The 22,689-nt window shown below is 48.3% G+C and carries 12 protein-coding genes; 5 read left to right on the forward strand and 7 right to left on the reverse strand.

Annotation, left to right across the window (positions count from 1 at the left end; all coding sequences use genetic code 11):
- Positions 1–9: 9 nt before the first annotated feature.
- On the forward strand, positions 10–2,091 hold the full coding sequence (locus tag BC349_RS07915; RefSeq protein WP_187256215.1) for a glycoside hydrolase family 97 protein: 2,082 nt from the start codon (positions 10–12) through the stop codon (positions 2,089–2,091).
- 3 nt (positions 2,092–2,094) lie between these two features.
- Here BC349_RS07915 and treA read toward each other — a convergent pair whose 3' ends face one another.
- The 3 genes from treA to BC349_RS07930 are packed head-to-tail and all read right to left on the reverse strand — an operon-like array spanning position 2,095 to position 4,555.
- Positions 2,095–3,675, reverse strand: coding sequence for an alpha,alpha-trehalase TreA (treA, locus tag BC349_RS07920; protein WP_246456856.1), 1,581 nt, complete (start codon positions 3,673–3,675; stop codon positions 2,095–2,097).
- 24 nt (positions 3,676–3,699) lie between these two features.
- Entirely contained in the window at positions 3,700–4,359 is a 660-nt protein-coding gene (locus BC349_RS07925) for an HAD family hydrolase (protein ID WP_187256216.1), read from the reverse strand.
- 4 nt (positions 4,360–4,363) lie between these two features.
- Positions 4,364–4,555, reverse strand: coding sequence for a hypothetical protein (locus tag BC349_RS07930; RefSeq protein WP_187256217.1), 192 nt, complete (start codon positions 4,553–4,555; stop codon positions 4,364–4,366).
- Between the two features lie 61 nt (positions 4,556–4,616).
- Between BC349_RS07930 and BC349_RS07935 the strand changes: the two genes are divergently transcribed.
- Entirely contained in the window at positions 4,617–5,576 is a 960-nt protein-coding gene (locus tag BC349_RS07935; RefSeq protein ID WP_187256218.1) for a GyrI-like domain-containing protein, read from the forward strand.
- Positions 5,577–5,585: 9 nt separating this feature from the next.
- Here the strand turns inward: BC349_RS07935 and BC349_RS07940 are convergent, their stop codons facing one another.
- The 4 genes from BC349_RS07940 to BC349_RS07955 form a co-directional block, all read right to left on the reverse strand.
- Positions 5,586–8,918, reverse strand: a complete 3,333-nt coding sequence (locus BC349_RS07940) for a VCBS repeat-containing protein (protein WP_187256219.1) — start codon at positions 8,916–8,918, stop codon at positions 5,586–5,588.
- Positions 8,919–8,930: 12 nt separating this feature from the next.
- Complete coding sequence (locus tag BC349_RS07945) at positions 8,931–12,245, reverse strand: VCBS repeat-containing protein (protein ID WP_246456857.1); 3,315 nt, start codon at positions 12,243–12,245, stop codon at positions 8,931–8,933.
- Between the two features lie 74 nt (positions 12,246–12,319).
- Positions 12,320–13,837, reverse strand: a complete 1,518-nt coding sequence (locus tag BC349_RS07950) for a RagB/SusD family nutrient uptake outer membrane protein (protein ID WP_187256220.1) — start codon at positions 13,835–13,837, stop codon at positions 12,320–12,322.
- A 16-nt stretch (positions 13,838–13,853) separates the two neighbouring features.
- On the reverse strand, positions 13,854–16,826 hold the full coding sequence (locus BC349_RS07955; RefSeq protein ID WP_187256221.1) for a SusC/RagA family TonB-linked outer membrane protein: 2,973 nt from the start codon (positions 16,824–16,826) through the stop codon (positions 13,854–13,856).
- Positions 16,827–17,133: 307 nt separating this feature from the next.
- Between BC349_RS07955 and BC349_RS07960 the strand changes: the two genes are divergently transcribed.
- From BC349_RS07960 to BC349_RS07970, 3 genes are all read left to right on the forward strand, one after another.
- The gene (locus BC349_RS07960; protein WP_187256222.1) at positions 17,134–18,135 is read left to right on the forward strand and encodes a substrate-binding domain-containing protein; all 1,002 of its coding nucleotides are present in this window, start codon (positions 17,134–17,136) and stop codon (positions 18,133–18,135) included.
- A gap of 106 nt (positions 18,136–18,241) precedes the next feature.
- On the forward strand, positions 18,242–21,529 hold the full coding sequence (locus tag BC349_RS07965) for a S41 family peptidase (protein ID WP_187256223.1): 3,288 nt from the start codon (positions 18,242–18,244) through the stop codon (positions 21,527–21,529).
- 59 nt (positions 21,530–21,588) lie between these two features.
- The gene (locus BC349_RS07970) at positions 21,589–22,638 is read left to right on the forward strand and encodes a hypothetical protein (protein WP_187256224.1); all 1,050 of its coding nucleotides are present in this window, start codon (positions 21,589–21,591) and stop codon (positions 22,636–22,638) included.
- The last annotated feature ends 51 nt before the right edge of the window (positions 22,639–22,689 follow it).

Below are 22,689 nucleotides of genomic sequence, written 5' to 3' on the forward strand. Positions count from 1 at the left end.
ACTGGCAGTATGCAAATAATGAACACACTCCTGATCCTCCTGGGTTGCAATCTTCTTTCCGGCGCATTAATGTCGCAGGAAAGAATCGTCCTCCATTCCCAAAATTCGGCTATCAGGCTGGATTTAATGATAAACGCCAATGGGGTGGTGAGTTATTCTGTCCACTATAAGGACCGGGAAGTAGTGGCGCCATCCACTATTGGCTTCTCCTTAAAAAAGCCTGCCATCGAACTGAATGCATTTGAATGTGCAGGATTTGATACCGCTTCAGTAAATGAAACATGGGAACCAGCCTGGGGGGAAGAAAAATCCATCCGCAACAACTACAAACAGCTGGTTTACAAACTGACGGATAAAAACGGCTCAGGAACCAGGATCAATCTCATCTTCCGGATATTCGATGAGGGTGTGGGGTTTCGTTACGAATTTCCCGTCCAGCCTGCCCTGGAACATTTTATTATCGGCGAGGAAAACACCAGGTTTCACCTGGGTGCAAACCATACGGCATTCTGGATTCCGGGCGATTACGACAGCAATGAATACCTGTATAACACTACCAGGTTGAACGCAATCTCAGCATTTGAAGCCTCGGCCAAAGAACCTGATATCGCATTAAAATCGCCCTTTCATAACCGCGCCGTACAAACGCCCCTGATGTTGAAAACCGACAATGGGCTGTATATAAATATTCATGAAGCGGCTTTGTTGAATTATCCGGCCATGAACCTGGTACTGAATGAAGATGACTATTCTTTTACCAGCCACCTTGTTCCGGATGCTGTTGGCAACAAAGCCTACCTGCAAACCCCTTTCAGAACACCCTGGAGGACCATCATCATCAGTGATGATGCAAGAGAGATACTCAGCTCAAGAATGATACTCAACCTGAATGAACCTTCGGTTATCAAAGATCCTTCCTGGATCAGGCCGCAGAAATTTATTGGCATGTGGTGGGAAATGCATGTGGGCAAAGCAAGCTGGCAGAAAGCAGGGGGTAAACATGGGGCCAATACCGCCAACGTAAAAAACTATATTGATTTTGCATCAGCAAATCGGTTTGACGGCGTGTTGGTGGAAGGCTGGAATGAAGGCTGGGAGGACTGGTTCGGCAACTGGAAAGAGGATGTATTCGATTTTGTTACCCCTTACAGTGATTATGATATTAACTACCTGACCAGCTATGCCCGGGAAAAAGGGGTGCGGCTTATTATGCACCATGAAACATCAGGTGCCGTTACCAATTATGAAAGACATCTTGACACCGCATTCCGACTGATGCGGCAACTGGATATCAATACGGTAAAAACCGGGTATGTAGGCAGGATAATTCCCCGTGGTGAACACCACGACGGGCAATGGATGGTAAACCATTACCAGCGGGTGGCAGAGAAAGCGGCAAAATACCGGATCATGGTGGATGCGCATGAATCGGTTCGCCCCACCGGACTTCACCGCACTTACCCGAACTGGATGGCCAATGAAGCAGCCAGGGGAAATGAATTCAATAATGCCCCGGCGCTGGGACTAACGCCTGAACATGAAACCATTCTGCCTTTCACCAGGATGATGGGAGGTCCGATGGATTACACACCCGGATTTTTCCGCTTCCGGCTGAACCAGTTCGACAGCACCCGAAAAACCCGCATCAGGACCACCATTGCCAAACAGCTGGCCTTATTCGTAACCATGTATTCCCCGCTTATGATGGCAGGTGACCTGCCCGGGAATTACAGCCTGTACCCCGATGCCTTCGATTTTATAAAAGACGTTCCCGTTGACTGGGATGATACCAGGATCCTCGCTGCTGAACCGGGTGACTATGTGGCAATAGCCCGAAAAGCAAAAGCCAGGGAGGATTGGTATATCGGCCTGGTCACTGATGAAAACAGCCGCAGGCTGGAACTGAATTTTAATTTCCTGGATCCGAAGAGTCAGTACGAGGCCACCATTTATGCAGATGCGGCTGATGCAGACTGGAATAATAATCCGGCTGCCTATACCATCAAAAAGCAGCACATATCCGCCAGGAAAAAAATAAAAATTGCTATGGCGCCCGGTGGTGGCTGTGCCATTGTGGTAAGAAAAAAATAACCATTATTTCAACCAGGACTTCAGTGCAAGGTAAACACCGTTGGTCCAGCCAAAACCATCCTGTGCGGCGTATTCCCCGCCACCGGCTGGTTTGCTGAGATCGGCAACATTGTACTTCTCCATCAGCTTGCCTGTTTCCCTGTATACCTTTTCATTCAATAATAACCAGCGTTGTGCGATTTCCCTGGCAAGTCCCAGTTGCCCGCTGCGTGCCAGGCCCATAACGGCCATCCATTGCAAAGGGGCCCATCCATTAGGGGCGTCCCATTGTTCACCTGTGTTGAATTCACTGCTTTGCAGGCCTCCCGGCTTCAGTAGTTTTTCCTGCACCACAATGGCCGCCTGGCTTCCCATCAGGCTCAGGTAACCCTGGCGATGTGGAAAGAAACAAAAGGGAAACAAACCTGCAGGTGTAACCGAATTCGTCATCTTCTGCTTCCGGAAATTATAGTCGGTATAAAATTTCAGTTCGGCATTCCAGCAATAACGGTCGATGGATTGCTGACGCAACTGTGCCTGTTTCGCATATTGCTGCGAAACGGAATCATTCCCTGCCACCATGTTTGCCCTCGAAAGGATCATCTCTGTATTGTAAAGCAGGCTGTTCAGGTCAACAGGAATGATATCAGTTGTCTCAATTGAAAGAATGGTCTTATTATCGGCGAACCAGCGGCTGCTGAAATCCCACCCGCTTGCTGCGCCGGCTCTCAGGTGCTGATAAACCTGCACTTTGTTGCGCTTCGATTTCATAGCCGTTTCAACATCCTCCCTGTAACTTTCCTGTCGTGGCTGCTGGCTTTCATCCCAGTACCGGTTCAGCAGGGCACCGTCTTTGAGTTTTACCACTGTGCCGGCTGCAGTTCCCGGCTTTAGCGTTTCCGCTCCCTTCATCCAGTACCGGTATTCCTTTTCCATAGCAGGAAGGAATTGTTTCAGTACATCATCTCCCTTCACACTTGCCAGCAATTCAACCATCATGGAAAAAAATGGTGGTTGTGAGCGGCTCAGGTAATAACTGCGGTTACCATTGGGAATATGTCCGTAGGTATCTATGAGGTAGGCAAAGTTTCTGACCATGTTTCCGATCATTTCAAACTCACCGCTTTCCTTTAAACCCAGCATAGTGAAATAGGAATCCCAGTAGTATATCTCCCTGAACCTTCCACCCGGAACGATGTAGGGGTGAGGCAAGGGCAGAAGGGAGGAACCTTTTACCGGTTTGTCTGCTTCCCTCCGAAGCTGTTTCCACAATCCCCGGATATGTGTTGAAATATCTTCCGCTGTATTTGTCACATATCCCGCACCGGAAGCTGCCGGCAGTTGAAAATTCTGTTCCACAAAAATTTCCAGCGCAAACTTAATAGCCGGATTGTTCTTTATCGACAGGTATTCCTTGACGATTTCCGCGGGTTCCCGCTTTGGCACACAATCCACAAATGTTTTCCCATCAGGAAATATCCTGGCTTCCTGTACATCCCTGAACAGTTCACCGTAAATGATGTCGGGAGTCGGCGGGAAACTTTCCTGTGCTGTTACAGTCAATGCTGCAAGCAGCGCGGTGATGGTTAACATTTTACGAATCATGGTAATTCAGTTGATTCTAATTTACTAAAACCCTGCAAGCTTGTCTATGTCAAGTGCGGTAAAATCCGGAACTATTGTGATAATATTGTCGAAGTCTTCGAATTCCTCCGAAGTATGATTGGTAGTGAGCACCACGCAGGACATACCGGCCCGGCTGGCAGCCTCTACACCTTTTGGCACATCTTCAAACACAATACAATCTGCGGGGAGAACACCCAATTCCCGCGCACCTTTCAGCCAGGTTTCAGGATCCGGCTTACTCCTTTCTACATCATCTGCACTGACAACCGAAGAAAAATATTCAGCGATACCGGTTTTTTGCAATACCATGTCAATATTCGGGATATTGGAAGCCGTACCAACCCCCAGGCGGATATTCCTGTCGCGTGCGGCCCGAAGGAAATCTGCCAGGCCGGGCAGGAGTTTGACATAAGGCTCATACATTTCACGGTAATACCCTTCTTTACGTGCACCGATTTCATTCATTTCATCGAGGGTGAACTTACCGCTTCCATATACACGTGTCAGCAATTCCGGGGGCTTGCCATACAAGTGCGGGATCAGGGCTTCGCCGGTCAACCCGCCGCCCAGTTCCAGCATCATTTTTTCCCAGGCTTTAAAGTGGTACCACATGTTATCGATCATGGTTCCATCCATATCAAAGAGGAATGCTTTTTTACTCATTTACCTATATATTTTTGTGTATCAACCCTAACACCATTACACCCATCCCATTGGCAATCGTCACACCAAAGCAGGAAGCCAAATCGATACCACCTGCTTCCGGCACCCCGGGATCCGCCTGCTGCGCAAAGAAAGGCACTGGTACGACCAGAAAATAAAAGCCTGTTGCAATGAAATAAAATGTTTCTTCATGCACAGTTCATTTTTCGTCGTCTGGTAAGTAAATTTACCAACACTCCATCATGTAATCAGGAAATATGCTAAAGGGAAGGAAGTTTGTCATTATTTTATTATTGGGAATAGCGAGTACGCTTTTACTGATCTCGGTTACCATTCCCATTACCTTTAACACTAAGGTGGTGGTTCCATATACCCTGGATAAAACCATGGAACAGCTCAGGCTGCCGGTTCAGCTGGGAAAGTGGTTTCTTCCTTTTGCCGGTTACGATACCCAACTGGTAAAAAAATCATTTTACCCCAAACCCACTATCTCCTCAACCGACCATGAACTTACCGTTGAAAGCGCAACACCAGCCAATGCCATCCTAAAACTGACAGAAAACGGCAATTCAAAACGATTTAAAATTTCTGTGCTGCCCGACCCATCCAACAGCCGCAGTTGCATTGTAAAACTACCTGTTTCCAATACCATCTGGCAACGAATGATCGACCCCGATCCCCTGGATGAGATCGCTATCCGCAGCATTAAAAACCTGGGCGAATTTACCACCGACACCAAACGTTTTTATGGATACACCATCCGCAGGGAAATGGTGAAAGACAGTTCTTACCTGTACACTACCAGTACAGTTAAGCCTGACCAGAAAATGGAGGGTACAAAAATCCTTTTCGATTCGCTTATCAGTTTTGTGAGAAACAACCACATCACCTGGAATGGAAAGCGGATTTTTTACAGCCAGCTGACCGGTGAGGAAGAATTACAGATCTTCGCCAGTATTGCCATCAACAGCCCGGTGAGCCTGTATCCTGCAGAAGGCATTACAAAAAAAATGATGCCTGTGGGCAAAAACCTCCTGGTGGCTGATTACAAAGGCGCTTATAAAAACGTAACGGCAGTCTTCAGGGCGCTTGAACAATACAAACGCGATTATTCCCTGGTCAGCATGGCTATCCCCTTTGAAGATTTTAAAACACCGGGGTATGGATTTGCCCCCGATGACATTGTTGAAATAAAAGTATGTTACCCGGTATATTAAACCTGCGCCTCAGTTCTTTACCAATTGAATAACCAACAGGCTGTCGCTGTTTCTCGCCAGGATAAATACCTGCCCGGCCGCCACTGATTTCAACGGAGAAATTTTTCTGACCTGACCGACAGGAAACGGCAAACCGATTAAACGGTATTCAAACGCACCCTTCCCTCGATTAACCAGTACCGCACCGGGATCAGCATCATTTCTGCCCATCTGGATATTGTTTTCAAAAAAGTTACCCCCCGTTAGTATATCGGTTAACCCATCGCCGTTTATATCAGTAAAAGCGGCTGCATTAAGGGTGGATAATTGCGCCTCCCATGGCAGTGTACGCGCGGTAAAATTTCCTTTACCGTCATTCATCAGCACCTGGCTGGAAAAATTATCAGCAGTAAATTGCATGGCTCTGTCCAGCTCGGTTTTGCCGAACAAGTCCTCCAGGGTGGCTTTGGCAAAATCCTCCGCATAGAGGAATTTTTTCTTCAGTAAGGGAACCTGTTTTTCCAGTTCGGCTTTATTGGCAAAGGGCAACTCTCTCCCATGCAGGTAATAGGTCATTACCTGCTCTTTTTTCCCATTTCCATCAAAATCCCCAAAGTATAAGCGAACCGGTTCTCCGGAACTTGCCTTCAGGCGGCTGTTAAGTCCCAGGTTTCCTGCAAGCAGGTCCAGGTCGCCATCATTATCCGCATCAAAAGTCCGCACGGTATTCCACCAGCCCTTGCCATTACCCAGGGATCTCGGCACATATTTCCCTGCCTTCTTTTCATATACCTGCAGGTGGTTCCATTCAGTTGCCAGCAACAGTTCCGGTACCTTGTCACCATTGAGGTCAGCCCATTCCCCATGTTTCACCAATCCGGCCTGTAACAATCCGGGAGCAAGGTTACTGGTATGATCTTCAAATCCTCCTTTTCCATCATTTATCAGCAGGTAGGAAGCAGGTGTCGCTCCATATTCAAAGGGAACGGACCTTGCCCCGATAAACAGATCCGGATATCCATCACCGTTCACATCATTTGGTGCAACCACCGAGCCCGTCAGGTAAATTTTCGGAAATGCTCCTGCCCTTTTCAGCAATCGCCCATTTCCGTCATTCAGGTACAATCTTGGCTGCCGCACGGAATCCGTACCATAAAATTCATTACCGCCACTTACCACTATCAGGTCGGGATGACTGTCTTTATTGACATCCATCCAGCAGGCATCCACATCTTCATACGCGCTGTCGGAAGCCAGTGCAGGCTGTGGTATTGGGCTGAATCTTCCATCAGCTTCCTGCAGAAAAACAACACCGGTGGCATTCCGCGCTGCACCTATAAAGACATCTTCCAATCCATCATGATTGATGTCTGCTACTGCCAGTGCCGGCCCCTCAGTTGAAATCATCCGGGGAATAAGGGGTTCACGGTTGAACTCAACAAAAGGATTTTCCCGGTGCAGCCAGTCCAGCCCGCTTGCCCGGGTGATATCCACCGCCGGCTGAACCCTTGCACTGAAGACCTTTAATGATTCCTTATTAAAAACCGGCAGGCCCGGACTGTAATCCAGGCTTATTTTTCGGGAACTATCAGCAATGGATAAACGCTGAAACGTACGGTCGGGCCAGACCAGCAGCAATGAGTCAACCCTTACATTGTTCAACCCTATGTGCAAGGGTATTTCCATACTCGACTGGAATCCCCTTACAGGGTATTTCTCATAAACATGGACTGAATTTCCACTGTAAACAATGGCTGTTGCACCAATAGCCCGGATGTTTTTATCACTGCCCTTCAATTCCAGCCGCAGGTATCGGTTGGCAGTACTGTCACCTGCGGTATTGTTGCGGTAAACCATGGCGGGCTCATCAATATTATTTACCACAATATCGAGATCCCCGTCATTGTCAAGGTCTGCATACACAGCCCCGTTGGAATAAGTGGACCGGTTATTCTCGACGGAATCTGCACCGTCTGCGAAAGATGCACTTCCCCTGTTGAGAAAAAACCTGTTGGGCAATTTGATCTGCGGAAATTTTTCAATCAGGTTCATTTCCCTGTCATCCATCCTGCCCTCCCTTATTTTCGTTTGAACCTCCTCGTTAGAAACATAATTTACATAATCGATATCATTCAGCCTCTTGGGAATACCGTTGGAAACAAACAGGTCCTTATTGCCATCATTATCGAAATCAAACCACAGTGGCGCCCAGGACCAGTCTGTGGCTGACACACCACTGTATAATCCGGTTTCCCTGAACCTGCCCCTGCCATCATTTAGCTGAAGGTTATTGCGCGCATACTGGTGATTGTAACCATAACGGATTTTCATCTGGAAGAGATTGTATTCATCCTCTCCCAGGGACCGCTTCAGGATATAGGGGTCATCGGGCAGCATATCCATACTAATGATTTCCGGGGCCGCATCGTTATTAATGTCCGCGATATCCACCCCCATCGAGAACTGCGAAGTATGCATGATCCTCTCCGTTAGTTCATCCCTGAAGCTGCCATCCCTCTGGTTAATGTAGAGATAATCGTTTTCATGAAAATCGTTCCCGATATAGATATCAGGGTAACCGTCATAGTTGATATCCGACACCGCAATGCCCAGTCCATACCCGATGGCGGAACTGTTGATGCCGGCCTGCGCGGTAATATCTTCAAACCTGTTTCCGTCATTGCGGAAAAAGCGGTCACCGGCCAGGGGGTGACTGGTGCCCAGGAATTTCTTTCTCTCCCCGAAAGTTCCATTGTGATGAATGGAATGGTTCATGAGGTACATATCGAGGTCACCGTCGAGGTCGTGATCAATAAAAGCTGCCTGGGTGCTGAACCCGGAAAAATCAATACCGTATGCAGCAGCGCTGTCTGAAAACTGCGGCACACCGTTATGATTACCAGTGTTGATGAGCAACTGATTCCGGCTTTTGAGATTTGCGAAGGAGCCCACTCTGCAGACATACAGATCCAGCCGGCCATCGTTGTTTATGTCAACCACTGAAATACCGGTAGACCATCCGCCGTCCTGCGGAATCCTTGAATCCCTGGTGATATCACGGAATTGCAGGTTTCCTTTATTAAGATATAAGCTATTCCCGACCTGGTTGCCTGCGAAAAAAAGATCCACCAGTCCATCCTGGTTAAAATCACCGGCCCCTATTCCTGCCCCATTGTAGAAATACATGTAATTGAACATGTTGAAATCAGGCGTAGCCTTGAGGCGGTTGGCAAATTCAATTCCTGTTCTGCCAGATTCCAGCATGGTAAACCTGGGAGCAACAGCCTTGTGTTGCCGGCAGGAAAAGAGTCCGGCGGAAAGCAACAGGAAAAGCAAGCCCCAATATTTGCGGGAAAGGTTCATCAGCAGGAGATTCTATTTATCCAAACCGGGTCCATATTTTACCAGGACCGGACTGGCATTATTCTTTAATAACAAAAGGGATGGCGTGGACCCAACGCGAATTGGAACGATGTCTTTTATCACCCCATCTTCCTGAAGGCCGGAAGCATGCGGATAAATCCATTTAAACCCGCCCTTGCCGTCATTCAGCAACACCTCACCATAACTGCCATCAAGCCGGCAAAACTGCGGAAGTAAAGCATGGCTATTCCCTCCCATCACCAGGTCTGCAAATCCATCTCCGTTAATATCCCGCGTACTGATGGCGTTAACAGAGGAGAGCTGCACCTGGTAAGGCAGGGGCTTAACAGAAAACCTGCCTTTCCCATCATTGATGGCAATAATGGTCTGGCTGAAATTGAAATTTTTCAGTTCGGCTTTCTGGATGAGCTCAGCTTCAAACAGATCCTGGATTGATTTAGTGGCATACTGCTCATGGCGCAGGTTCTGTTTTTTCAGGGAAGGTATCTGATCGGTCAGTTCCCGTTTCAGGAATACCGGCATATCCCTGCCATCAATGGTCCTGGTAAACACTTTATCCTTAACACCGTTGAGATCAAAATCACTGATCCATAGCCTGACGGGGTGTGATGAATCCGGACGCAGGTAAAAATTACGGCCAATATTTCCGAGCACCAGATCATCATCACCATCATTGTCAAGATCCGAAACAGAAAGGGATTGCCACCAGCCGCTGAGTTCTTCCATGCCGGTTTTCAACAATTCCATCCTGCCGTTTTTAACTGCATATACAGTGGGCGCCATCCAGTCACCCGCCAGCACCAGGTCCTTGCGACCATCTTTGTTGATATCCGCCCAGGCTGCGCCCGTGATCATTCCGGCAGTTTTAAGGGAAGGATTCCATGAGGAAGCCTGGTCAGAAAAAGTCCCCCTTCCGTCATTGATAAAAAGATAACTGTTTGGTGTAATGCCATACTGGTAAGGGATGGAACGGCTGCCAACAAAAAGATCCTCATCACCATCGCCATCCACATCATGGGGAATGGCCACTGATATATTCATACTGTTGGAGGGGAATGCATTTTCTTTCAGCGTAAAACCTCCGCTGCCGTTATTGATGTATAGCCGATGCTGCAGTTCCTTACTGTTGGGCGCCCGGTTGTTGCCACCTGCGCCGATGTAAAGATCCATATCCCTGTCACCATCCGCATCAAAAAAACGAACAGCAGTTTCTTCGGTCTCTATGAAATTTTCTGAACCGGAAATGGTGACCGCCCGGAATCCATTCTTCCCCTGGATATAGAGTTTCCCGGTCTGGCCACTGGCGCCACCAATATAAACGTCCTCCCTGCCATCTGCATTTACATCAGCTACCGTTGCTTTCGGGCCTTCCCTTGACAGCATGAATGGGATATTTCTTTCATTGTAAAAATCAACGTAATCATCTTCCAGGTGGGAATGGAAATCTTTGTTCCTTGCTACAGTCAGCAATGTTTTTGAAAGGGGATGTGGTAAGGGCAATAATTGACCGGCGGTATTTTTTTCAATGGTAAGCAGCTGGTTTATCGCGGGATTTTTCACCAGGGTCCTGGTACGGTCGGGCCAGGTGATTTCCAGGGAGTCAACCTGCGCGGTGCCAACCCCAATTGTTATTTTGTAATCAACAGAGGATTGAAAGCCGCGGGAAGGGAACAATTCCCTCGTCATAATTTTATTGCCCTGATAAGCCCTGGCCGTGCTTCCTATGGCAAACGGATTGAGGCTGTCACCCTGTAAGCGAATGGCGATATAATTATTCTTCGCCAGGCTTTCTGCATTATTCCTGAACACAAAAGCCTCTTCATTCATATTGTTAACAACCAGGTCAAGGTCGCCGTCATTGTCGAGGTCGCCATAAGCAGATCCGTTTGAAAAGCTCGGCAGGCTAAGCCCCCACTGTTCTGCCACCTCGCCGAATTGAAGATCACCCTTATTTTGGTACATCTTATTTGGGATGGGGCGCGACGGCATTTTATTGATGATTCCTTCGATATCCTCTTTCTGGCCGGTAAGCACCATATTCTGGATGATATCATTGGCAAAAAAATCAATGAAATCCTGGTCGGTCACGTCATTGTAAATTCCATTGCTGACATACAGATCACTCCGGCCATCATTATCTGCATCAAAAATCAGTCCGCCCCAACTCCAGTCAGAAGCAGCCACCCCGCTGTAAAATGCGGTCTCAATGAACTTTCCGTTCTGGTTATTAACCTGTAAAGTATTTTGCATGAACTGGTGGTAGAATCCTGACCGTTCTTTCAACCGCTGTACATCCATATGTTCGAACGAGGTAGTTGTTTTAAGCCGCACCTCATCATCAGGCAGCATTTCAGTGACGAAAATATCCGGGTAACCATCGTTATTGATATCAGCCATATCGGCTCCCATGGAAGAATGGCTGATGTGCTGCATCCAGTTTTCGAGTTCCTCAGTAAAGCCTCCTTTACGGTTGTTGATATAGAGGTAGTCACGCTCAAAAAAATCATTGGACACATAAATATCCGGGTAATGGTCACCATTCACGTCCCCAACGGTAATGCCCAGCCCAAAACTGATAAGGCTGCCATAGATACCGGCTTCTTCACTGACATCCGTAAATCGCCCGTTGTCATTCCTCAGGAGGTAGGATCCGCCACCTTTCAGAAAATCTGCTACAGGCCAGTCTTTCGCACGCAGGTTGCGCTTGTTGGAATAGTTCAGGGTATTTACAGGGATAAAACTGTTATTGAGGATATAACAGTCAAGGTCGCCGTCGAGGTCATAGTCAAAAAAAGCAGCCTGGGTGGTGTAACCATCGTTTGCCAGTCCGTACTCCTTTGCAGCATCCCTGAAGCGACCGTTTTTCTGGTTGATGAACAGTGCATTTTCCTGCCGCATCCCTTTCTGGTAGCCGGCATTGCACACATATATATCAAGCCAGCCGTCGTTATTGATATCCACCATCACGACCCCGGTGCTCCATTTGTCTTTTTCGGTTATACCTGCCTGTTCGGAAATGTCTTCAAACTTCCAGTTCCCTTTGTTGAGGTACAGTTTATTGGCGCCCATATTGGCGGTAAAAAAAACATCAGCAAGTCCGTCGTTATTGATATCCCCAATGGCAACACCCCCGCCGTTATAAAAATTCCTGTAGCTGAATATGTTGAAATCGGTCGTATTGCTGACTTTATTGACAAAGCTGATACCGGAGTTGGTAACGGGTTCGAACATCCGGGGCACATCGGGTTTCTGCTGGCAGGACCCGAACAAAACCGCAATAATAAAAAAGGTACAAACACAACGCATACGGCATTCAATCTACAAACAAAACGAGGTCATTCTTTCAAATGACCTCGTTTATTTTTATGGAACAAAAAATATTAATAGCCCGGATTCTGAGTGAGGTTGGGGTTTACAGCCAACTGCTCGTTCGGAATCGCAAACAGGAGATATTTCGGATCATCTGTTGGCTTTTCCTGCCAGGGCTGAAGGAATTTTCCAAAACGGATCAGGTCATTACGACGCCATCCTTCCCAGTACAGTTCACGTCCCCTTTCATCCAGCAGGTTATCCACGTTCAGGGTACCGAATGCAGCAACACCACGCTTGGCCCTGATATCATTTACGATTGCGCGCGCTGCAGGTTCATTTCCGGAGCGAAGCAATGCTTCAGCTTTCATCAGCAATACATCTGCATAACGGAAGATCACGTATTCGTTGTTTGACTGGTCTCCGCTTACATAGTCAATCGGATACTTGATAACCCTGATACCGGTAACTTCCAGGTTGGTACCTGTTTCCGTAAGTTTTACTTCACGGGTAAAAGAAAGTGGTGCGCCGGTACGGTCTTTCAGTGCATTGCCATTCTGGTCATACTGCTGTCCGACAAGGAAGCCAACTTTTACCCCACCAACGGATGTGATACCGGGATAGGATTGTTCACGACGCTTATCAGCGGCATCAAACTTATCATAGAAGTCGGAAAGTGTGGCAAAACCATTCCATCCACTGGGATTCTGGTTGTAGTGCAGTTGCGCAAACCAGCGGGAACGCACGTTACCACCCCTTACACCCGGTGTATTTTCCAGAGCATAAATGATCTCTTTGGAAATTGTGCTGTTATTGGGTGCGAAGTTTTCGAAATAATTTTCCTGCAACTGGTATTTACCTGAGTTGATGATCTCATCTGCCAGGGAAATCACCTTCGCCATATCTGCATTGTCGAATGTCGGTGTCTGGCGGTTGGCATATGCGCCCTTATTGATCAGGATCTTCATCTTAAGCGCCCTGGCCGCGTCCTTGTTTCCTTTGACGATAGGAGAAGAAGGCAGGTCAGGTATGGCCTTATCCAGCTCACTTACCAGGAAGTCTGCACATTCAGCTCCTTTTTTGGTTTCAGGCAGGAGGGTTACATCATTGAAATTGTCACCTTCCCTGAATGGTACCTGGTCCCAGCCGTCGAGCGTACAATACATGGCGAGCGCGCGGAGAAAACGGGCTTCCGCTTTCTGCTGGGCAGAAGAGGAATTCAACTGAAGTACGTTGGTGGCAAAATACTGCGCCTGCAGCAGTTCGCGATAGGTATCCCGAAGGAAGGCATGGTCTGCATTCCACTTGTGGTTGTGCAGCACGCGCCACACCCCGTTATCATCCCAGTCTCCACCGCGGGTTGGACCGAGGGCCGCATCAGAAGTGTGTTCCTGGGCAGCCCAGAAACGACTCTGGTCCTGGAAGGGGGTATTGAGGGCGTTGTATGCACCCTGGAGAATTGACTGAGGGTCAATGGATTCTTCTTCTACAGCGCTAAGGCTGTCATCGAATTCTTCCTCCAGCTTGGAGCAGGAGAAGAGCATGGTGGAAGAAATCGTTGTTAATAGCAAAATATTTTTAAGTTTCATATTGCAGCTTTTTCCATTATAAAGTAAAGTTCAATCCGAGCATGAAGGTTCTGGCTGATGGATAAGGAGTGTACTCAATTCCAAAAGAAGGCACACCATCAATAGACTTATCCGTGTTCACTTCAGGATCAAAACCAGAATAATTGGTGAAAATCAGCAGGTTCTGTCCAGTGAAGGAAATATTCACATTCCTGAAAGTGTTTCCAATTTTACCCAGGTTATAGTTCAGGGTAAGATTGGCCAGCTTCATATAATCGCCTTTCTCGAGGTAACGGGTTGAGGCAGCCACCGGATTGGAACGGCTTTCCTGGATATCACCGCCTATGAGGTTCTTCGCAATATTCCTGGTACCGAGGTTACCGATCGGAAGTACGCTGGTGGCAGTGTTGTTATAAATCATGTGACCGAATGCACCGTTGAAATTGATGAAGAAAGACCATTTTTTGTAATTCAGGTCTGTACTGATACCCAGAACGATATTGGGGTTGGGACTACCAGCATAAATTGGTGTTTCATCATTTCCGATGATGCTCTGACCAGTGGTCTTATCCAATCCGAGAAACTCTTTCAGATAGAATTCGTTCAGAGGCCTGTTGTTGGCCAGGCGCTGGCTGGTTGTACCAGATACACCCTGTCCGCTGATGGAACCTGTTTCAATGATCTGGGCACCAAAATTAGTGAGTTCATTCTGCTGGAAAGTAGCCACCACGCCAAGGTTCCAGTTCAGGTCCTTTTTACGAAGGATGGCACCATTCAGGGCAATTTCCACACCCTTATTGATGATATTACCCGGCAGGTTGATCCAGTATTTTCCGGTTGGACCAGGCTGGGCAATGGATTGTTCGAACAGGAAATCTTCTGTGTCCTTGTGGAAATAATCTACAGAACCATACACACGATCATCAAATAAGCCGAAATCAAGACCTACGTTGGCAGTGGTTGACTTTTCCCACTTCAGGTCGCTGCGCGCAAAATTGGTACGGGCAGTTGAACCGGTGCCGGTAAAGCGATAACGGGTAAGGGAAGCACCAGCGGGGAATTCCTGGTTACCGGTAATACCCCAGCCTGCACGAAGTTTCAGGTTACTGATCAGGCTACTGCCTTTCAGGAAGTTTTCATTACTGATATTCCAGGCTGCAGCAAAAGAAGGGAAATAACCATATTTATTGTTTTCACCGAATTTACTGGAACCGTCTGCACGGAAGGTGGCAGTCAGCAGGTACTTGTCGTACATATTAACTGTGGCACGGCCAAAATAAGACTGCAGTTCAGTTACCGGATCGCTGAAGGAAAATATATTCCGGCTGCTGTTGGTAGAATACTGCAGGTAATCATAGTAGTTCAGGCCAAATTCATCAAAATCCTGTGCAGACAGGAAGGTACCCCTGTTCTGGAATTTCATGAACTCGTAACCAGCGAGGGCGCTGATGTTTAAATTATCATTGATGCGCTTGTTATAGCTCAGGGTATTTGTCCACTGGGTGGTCAGCAACTGGTTGTTTCCAACAGCGGCCACACCTCTTCCAGTGATATCGTTGATATTGATCCAGTCCTTGATTTCCTGCCTGCGGTTACCGCTGGCATAACGCACGCTGTACAACATGCGGAACTCGAGGTCATTGGTAAACTTGTAAGAAGGAGAGATACTTCCCAGTACGTTGGTAAGATTTGAAAAGTCATTATAGGCATCCAGCATCGCTAACGGGTTAACCGTGGTGGAACCTGCTTCCACAAATGGGGTTCCATCTGCATTTCTCATGGCACGGGTAGGATTCCACAGCAGGGCCTGTCCAACCAGGTTGCCCTGGAAACCAGCGTCATTGGTAACGGGTGCCAATTGCTCCACGTTGTGGGAGGTCAGGAGGTTGAAATCCAGTCCCAGTCTCTTATTCTCCAGAAACTTGTAACCTGCACTGATATTACCTGAATACTTTTTGAAATTAGTTTTCTGAATGATACCATCCTGGTCGAGTAAACCAGCTGATACCCGGTAACGACCACGGTCGTTACCTCCGGAAATTGACATATTGTAATTCTGGATAAAACCGGTTTGGGTGATGGCATCCATGGCATCAACGTCATCGCCGAAATCACCACCGGGAAGGCCATACTGGGTAAGGGCAGATTTGTATTCCTGCGCATTCAATACTTCCAGTTTTTTGAGGATATTACTAACCCCTACTGAATTATTGAAGGTAATCTGGGGATCCCCACTCTGGCCACGTTTGGTGGTAATAATAACCACACCATTGGAACCGCGGGAACCATAAATGGCGGTAGCTGACGCGTCTTTCAGCACATCCATAGAGGCAATGTCATTGGGGTTGATGAAGTTCAGCGGGTTGGCGCCGGGAGAAGTTCCCAATCCGATACCACTGGCACCGGCACGGGCATTGTTGTTATCAAGAGGAACACCATCTACCACATACAGTGGCTGGTTTCCGGCACGTACCGAAGCATTTCCGCGGATACGAACGGTAGTGGCACCACCGGGCTGGCCGCTGTTGTTCAGCATCTGAACGCCGGCCACCTTACCCTGGATCAGTTGATCCGGTGCAGTCATCACACCTTTGTTGAAATCCTTTTCCTTCACTGTGGCAACAGATCCGGTAACATCTTTTTTCCTTACAGTACCATAACCCACTACCACCACTTCGTTCAGGGCGGCATTGGTTGCAGCGAGGGCTACTTCAACTTCACTCTTGTTGGAAATATCAATTTCCTGGGTGGCATAGCCGACAGATGTGACCACAATCCTGGTGGCACTTGCCGGAACCCCAGGTAAACGGAATGTTCCATCCGCACCTGTAGAAACGCCCCTGGTGGAACCTTTCACAGTAACAGTGGCACCCACCATTGGTGTTCCATCTTTTGAGTCGGTAATTTTTCCGGAGATCACCCGGTCCTGAGCCTGGATGGCTGAGCCGAGAAATAGAGTGAGTAACAGGACGTACAATCCCCTTACCCAACGTGGCAAAGCAACAGTCATAGTTTTTAAGTTTTGGTTTTTGGTTTTCGTGACGGTTTATAAAAACGAGTTAATATTTCATATTCTATCCACCCCTTACAATACATCAAAAAATTGCAACTGCCTTTTGAAAGGCAGTTGCTGGTCCTTAAACGCTGCTCTCAACAGGCTGGTACAAATGCCAACCTGCCTGAAACGAAAGTCAAATTCCAGCTTTTTAGCTTTTGTTTTTTACCTTTTGTCCGGCAAACGGTTGCGCAACCGTTTGTTGTGTAAAAAATACATATTAGACTCAATTTACATTTTTTTACCAATTAAGAAATTTTTTGTGGCAAGAACTACGATAAAGGATATAGCTAAAAGATTAAACATCAACCCTTCCACAGTGTCCCGTGCCCTGCGTGACCACCCTGATGTAAGCGTACAGTTAAAGGAAACGATCCGCCAGCTGGCCGATAAAATGGGGTATAAACCCAATCATATGGCAATCAACCTCCGCCGGGGCAGCAGCCATACGATCGGCTTGATCATTCCCGAAATCGCACCTTTCTTTTTTCCATCGGTAATCCGGGCTGTGGAGGAAGCCACCCATGAAAAAGGTTATAACCTGCTGATTTTGCATTCAAACGACAGCATTGACAGGGAAATAGAAAATGCTGAGATCTGCGCCAATATGGGGGTGGATGGCATCCTGGTATCCCTTTCCCGCCAAAGCCACGATATTGAACATTTCCAGGAACTGATGGCAGCAGGCATTCCTATTGTATTTTTTGATAAAATAATTCCGGGCACCCATGCCCATAAGGTGGTGATGCCGGGATTTCAGGCTGCCTCCCTGGCTATTGAAAAATTATTGTCTGATCATCCCGGCAGCAAAAAGGTAACCGGATTTTTTGCCGATTCCAGGATGTCCATTACCGAGGACAGGCTGCAGGGTTTCCGGAAGACGATGGAATCCCATGGACGCCACATAGATGATTCCGATATTGTATATACCGATACACCGGAATCAGCAAAGCAGAAACTGATCGAATGCTGGAACAGTGAAAACCGCCCCGATGCCATTTTTGCCATGAGTGATGAAATCCTTTCCGGCATCATCCAGGCGGTTTATGAACTCGGCATCCGTATTCCGGAGGACCTTCACCTGGTGGCGATCAGTGACGGGCAACTCCCTCTCTATGTGCCTTTTCCCATCGCTTTTGTCAGGACCTCCGGCTATGAATTGGGACTCGCGGCCGCCGGACTTTTGTTCCAGCTTATTATGAAGATGCCGATTGTACCCGATACACATTTCCTGGAAGTAGAGTTGGTTAGCAATGGGCGTTAAGTGCCGAAAGCTTGAACCAGCCATCCTTTGCCCATATTTTTCATCACATTTCACAGGTCCTTTCACAAGTCCACCCTTAACTTTAAAGTACCTAAACAGTTGATATATGAAATTGCTCTTTACCACCCTGCTGCTGGCCGGTTCCATCAGCCAGGCACTGGCCCAGGATAACCCGCTTTGGATGCGGTATCCGGCCATCAGTCCCGATGGAAAAACCATCGCATTTGGTTACAAGGGAGATATCTACCGGGTAGACGCCGGCGGAGGCATAGCTGTACCGCTCACCATCCACGAAGCACATGATATGATGCCCGTTTGGAGCCGCGACGGAAAAACCATTGCCTTCGCATCCGACCGGCATGGCAACTTTGATGTTTTCAGCATGCCCGCCACCGGAGGCACCCCCACCAGGCTGACCCATCACAGCGCACCGGATTTCCCTTATGACTTCTCACCGGATAACCAGCAGGTAATCTTCGGCAGCGCCCGGAACATACCTGAAAAAAATATCAGGTTTTACAGCCCCCGCCTCTTTATGAACCTGTATTCCGTTTCGGTTGAGGGTGGCCGTAATATACTGATCAGCTCGGCCGGTATGGAGAATGCCCATTATAACAGCAAGGGTACCCAGATCGTCTTCCAGGATCGCAAGGGCTATGAAGACGCCTGGCGAAAGCACCATAACTCTTCCGTAACCCGCGATATCTGGGTAATGGAAACCGCTTCGAACAGCTTCCGCAAGATCAGTGGTTATGAAGGCGAGGATCGCGAACCGGTGTTCAGCCACGATGACGAATTCGTTTACTACCTGAGTGAAAAAAACGGTGCCCAGAATATTTTCAAGGCTCCGGTACGCAACAGGATGGCTGAACAGCAACTGACCACACTTGCCCGCCACCCTGTTCGCCACCTCAGTATCAGCAGGGACAATACACTCTGTTTCACTTATGACGGCGAAGTATATACGCTAAAGGAAGGTGGCCAGCCACAGAAGTTGAACGTACAGATCTTCAACGACGGCCGTGCCGGGGTTACCAAAAACGTTTCTATCAACGGCAATGTGACCCAGTTCGAGTTATCGCCCAATGGAAAGGAGATCGCTTTTGTAACACGCGGTGAAATCTTCGTGACCAGTGTGGAAGGCACGCAAACAAAACGTATTACCAACACCCCGCAGCAGGAACGGATGGTGCAGTGGAGCCCTGATGGCCGCAGCCTCCTGTATGCTGCTGAACGCAACGACAACTGGGATATTTACCGGGCGACCATCTCCCGAAAGGAAGAGCCCTATTTCTACGCTTCGACGGTGATCACCGAAGAGCCGCTGATCGCAACCAAAGAGGAAGAATACCAGCCTAAGTTTTCACCCGACGGCAAGGAGATCGCCTATGTGGCCGAAAGGAATGTGCTGAAGGTTTACAATACCAGTTCCAAACAGACCCGCACTGTGTTGCCTGCCGGACGGAATTATTCCTATGCCGATGGCGACTGGGATTTCAACTGGAGTCCCGATGGGAAATGGATCATTTCAGACGATGCGGATGGCAATATGTTCAGCGGCAACATGGCCATGATCAAAGCCGATGGCAGCAATGGAATCATGCACCCACTGAAAAGCGGCTTCGGTCAGGGAAACCTGAAATGGGCCATGGATGGAAAGGTGATTACCTGGACCAGCGCCAGGGAGGGACGTAAATCACTAGCATTGCAGGGCAGCCGCGAAGTTGATATCTACGCCGGCTTTCTCGACCAGGAACTCTTTGACAAATTCAAACTCAGTAAGGAGGAATATTCACTGCTGAAAGAAAAGGAAGACAAGGAAAAGGCAGAAAAAGAGAAAGAAACAAAGATTTCGGTTAACGATGCCGGCAAAAATGGCAAAAAGACAAACACGCCTTCAGCAACAGCTTCTGCAACACCGGAATGGAAGCCCCTGACGGAGGACCTGGAAAACAGGGTGGCCCGCCTGACCATCAATTCTTCCTCCATAGCCGACTTTGCAGTGAACAATGATGGCAGCAAAATCTATTACCTGGCATCATTTGAAAAAGGATATGACCTGTGGGTAACCGAACCCCGGACACGTGAAACAAAGATACTCGCCAAACTTGGTGGCACTCCCAGTGGCATCCGCCTCAGCAAGGATGGCAAAAGTATTTTCGTAACCAACCGCGGATCGCTGGTGAAGGTGGACGAAGCGGGTAAAGTGAGTCCCATCGCCATCAATGGCGAGATGGTCCTGAATGCTGAAAAGGAACGCGAATACATTTACGACCATGCCTGGCGCCAGGTGCAGAAAAAATTCTATGACCCTAATATTCATGGTATCGACTGGAAGGGACTGAAAGCTGATTATGCCCGCTTCCTTCCACACATCAGCAACAACTACGATTACCAGGAACTGCTGAGCGAATTGCTGGGAGAACTGAATGCTTCGCATACTGGTGGACGTTATAGTCCGCAGATGCAGAATCCCGATGCAACTGCCGCACTCGGTTTGCTGTATGATGAAGCCATCACCGGAAACGGACTGAAGATTACCGAAGTAATTGCAGGTGGCCCGCTCGACAAGTCATCCAGCAAAATAAAAACCGGGGTGATCATTGAAAAGATCGATGGCGAAGCCATCACGGAAAAAAATGACTGGTCTGTTTTCCTGAACCGTAAGGAAGGTAAAAACACTTTGCTGAGCCTGCTCGATCCCGTAACAGGCAAGCGTTGGGAGGAAACAGTTAAACCCATTTCATTCCAGGAAGAAAGCGGCCTGATGTACAAACGCTGGGTGAAGAAGATGGACGAAATGGTGAACAAACTGAGTGGTGGCAAAGTTGGCTATGTGCATGTACAGGGTATGAACGACGGCAGTTTCCGCAGCACTTACGATGCCGTAATGGGCAAAAACTACGACAAGGAAGCATTGATTGTAGATACCCGATTCAACGGTGGGGGATGGTTGCACGATGACCTCTACCAGTTTCTGAGCGGAAAGCGCTATCTCGATTTCGCGCCCCAGGGCAACCGCCTCAAAGACGCTGAACCGGTAGGCCGCTGGACCAAGCCAAGCTGCGTGGTAATGAGTGAAAGCAATTACAGCGACGCATTTATTTTTCCCTATATCTACAAGCAGAACGGAGTAGGCAAACTGATTGGCATGCCGGTTCCGGGTACAGGTACGGCGGTGTGGTGGGAACAGCAGATCGATCCCACCATCGTGTTTGGCATTCCGATGATTGCCACCATCGGCAAGGAAAACCGCCCCACGGAGAACCTGCAGCTGGAGCCTGACATCCGTGTTCCCCTTTCCTATGAGGATTTCCTGAATGGCAAGGACCCACAGATCGAAACCGCTGTGAAGGAAATGCTGAAGACGATCGGCGAGAAAAAAGGATTTTAGCTTTCCTTTTATACTACTTACGGCCGGTACACGTTAGCTTAGCGTTGAAACCAATACAAATGAATAAACGCAGTGGCTCTCAGTTGTTCCGGCCTTTTCTATTGCTCTCTTTTTTATTTTCCACGCTTTTTGCGGGTGCCCAAACCATTACCGGTGTCTGGCGCGGCAAGATCAAAGGCAGCCAGGCTGAAGTAAAGATCGTGAAGTCGGGTGATGAACTGGTGGGAGTAGCCTATTATTACCAGAACAAAACCAGGTACAAAAGATACAGCATCAAAGGACATTTTGACCCGGAAACAAATTCGGTGATCTGGTGGGATGAAATGCTGCTGGAAGAGCAAGGCAAACGCGGGCCATTGCAGATCGGCTCTGACCCTTCGGCACAAATGATGGTAGCTGACTTTAACTGTCCGGGCGCCGACGAAATGTACCTCGACGGCACCAGTACCGAACGCGATAACAAAGCCCGCAGCAACGGTACCGTACACCTGGAGAAAATGGCAAACCCGGTGTTCCGCGATGAATGGGACTTTATCATTGACAATTATTTCGTAGGTGCCAATGATCCGCAGCTGATCGACAGCATCAGCCAGTTCGGCATCACGGCAAAGATCCCGGTTGAAAAGCCACTGGAATCCGCTTCCGTTGGCGGACCTTCAGAAACTGTTTCACCCCCTGTGGTAACTGCCACGCTCCCGCCACCCGCAGCATCCCGGCCAGCAGCTCCGGCACCTGATATCATTGCCAGGAAATTCACCAGCCGCAAAAACGTTTTGCAGACAGTGATCCCTATCACTGCAAAAACCATCGAACTGCGGTTTTACGACAATGCTCAGGTGGATGGTGATTCCATCGCTCTGTTCCTGAACGGTCAGCTCCTGTTTAAAAATATTCGCCTCACCGACCAACCTTATACGGTTACCCTGAATGCAGCCGACCTGGCAGCAGACAACGAACTGGTAATGGTGGCGGAAAACCTCGGAAGCATACCACCCAATACTTCCTACATGGTGGCCATTGTTGGAAACAAACGGTATGAAGCCCGCCTCTTTGCCAATGAGCAAAGCAGCGCCATGATCCGAATTGTGGATCCCAAAAAAGTTGAGTAAAATAATTTACCCGACGGGTGCCACCCGACGGGTAAATTATTTACAGACCGG

Origin of the sequence: Flavihumibacter stibioxidans (assembly GCF_014332695.1) — a bacterium.
Lineage (GTDB): Bacteria > Bacteroidota > Bacteroidia > Chitinophagales > Chitinophagaceae > Flavihumibacter > Flavihumibacter stibioxidans.

Excerpts from the sequence above, each read along its gene's own strand:
- BC349_RS07915 (WP_187256215.1), top strand. The coding sequence starts at position 10 with ATGCAAATAATGAACACACTCCTGATCCTCCTGGGTTGCAATCTTCTT.
- treA (WP_246456856.1), bottom strand. The coding sequence starts at position 3,675 with ATGATTCGTAAAATGTTAACCATCACCGCGCTGCTTGCAGCATTGACT.
- BC349_RS07925 (WP_187256216.1), bottom strand. The coding sequence starts at position 4,359 with ATGAGTAAAAAAGCATTCCTCTTTGATATGGATGGAACCATGATCGAT.
- BC349_RS07935 (WP_187256218.1), top strand. The coding sequence starts at position 4,617 with ATGCTAAAGGGAAGGAAGTTTGTCATTATTTTATTATTGGGAATAGCG.
- BC349_RS07940 (WP_187256219.1), bottom strand. The coding sequence starts at position 8,918 with ATGAACCTTTCCCGCAAATATTGGGGCTTGCTTTTCCTGTTGCTTTCC.
- BC349_RS07945 (WP_246456857.1), bottom strand. The coding sequence starts at position 12,245 with ATGCGTTGTGTTTGTACCTTTTTTATTATTGCGGTTTTGTTCGGGTCC.
- BC349_RS07950 (WP_187256220.1), bottom strand. The coding sequence starts at position 13,837 with ATGAAACTTAAAAATATTTTGCTATTAACAACGATTTCTTCCACCATG.
- BC349_RS07955 (WP_187256221.1), bottom strand. The coding sequence starts at position 16,826 with ATGACTGTTGCTTTGCCACGTTGGGTAAGGGGATTGTACGTCCTGTTA.
- BC349_RS07965 (WP_187256223.1), top strand. The coding sequence starts at position 18,242 with ATGAAATTGCTCTTTACCACCCTGCTGCTGGCCGGTTCCATCAGCCAG.
- BC349_RS07970 (WP_187256224.1), top strand. The coding sequence starts at position 21,589 with ATGAATAAACGCAGTGGCTCTCAGTTGTTCCGGCCTTTTCTATTGCTC.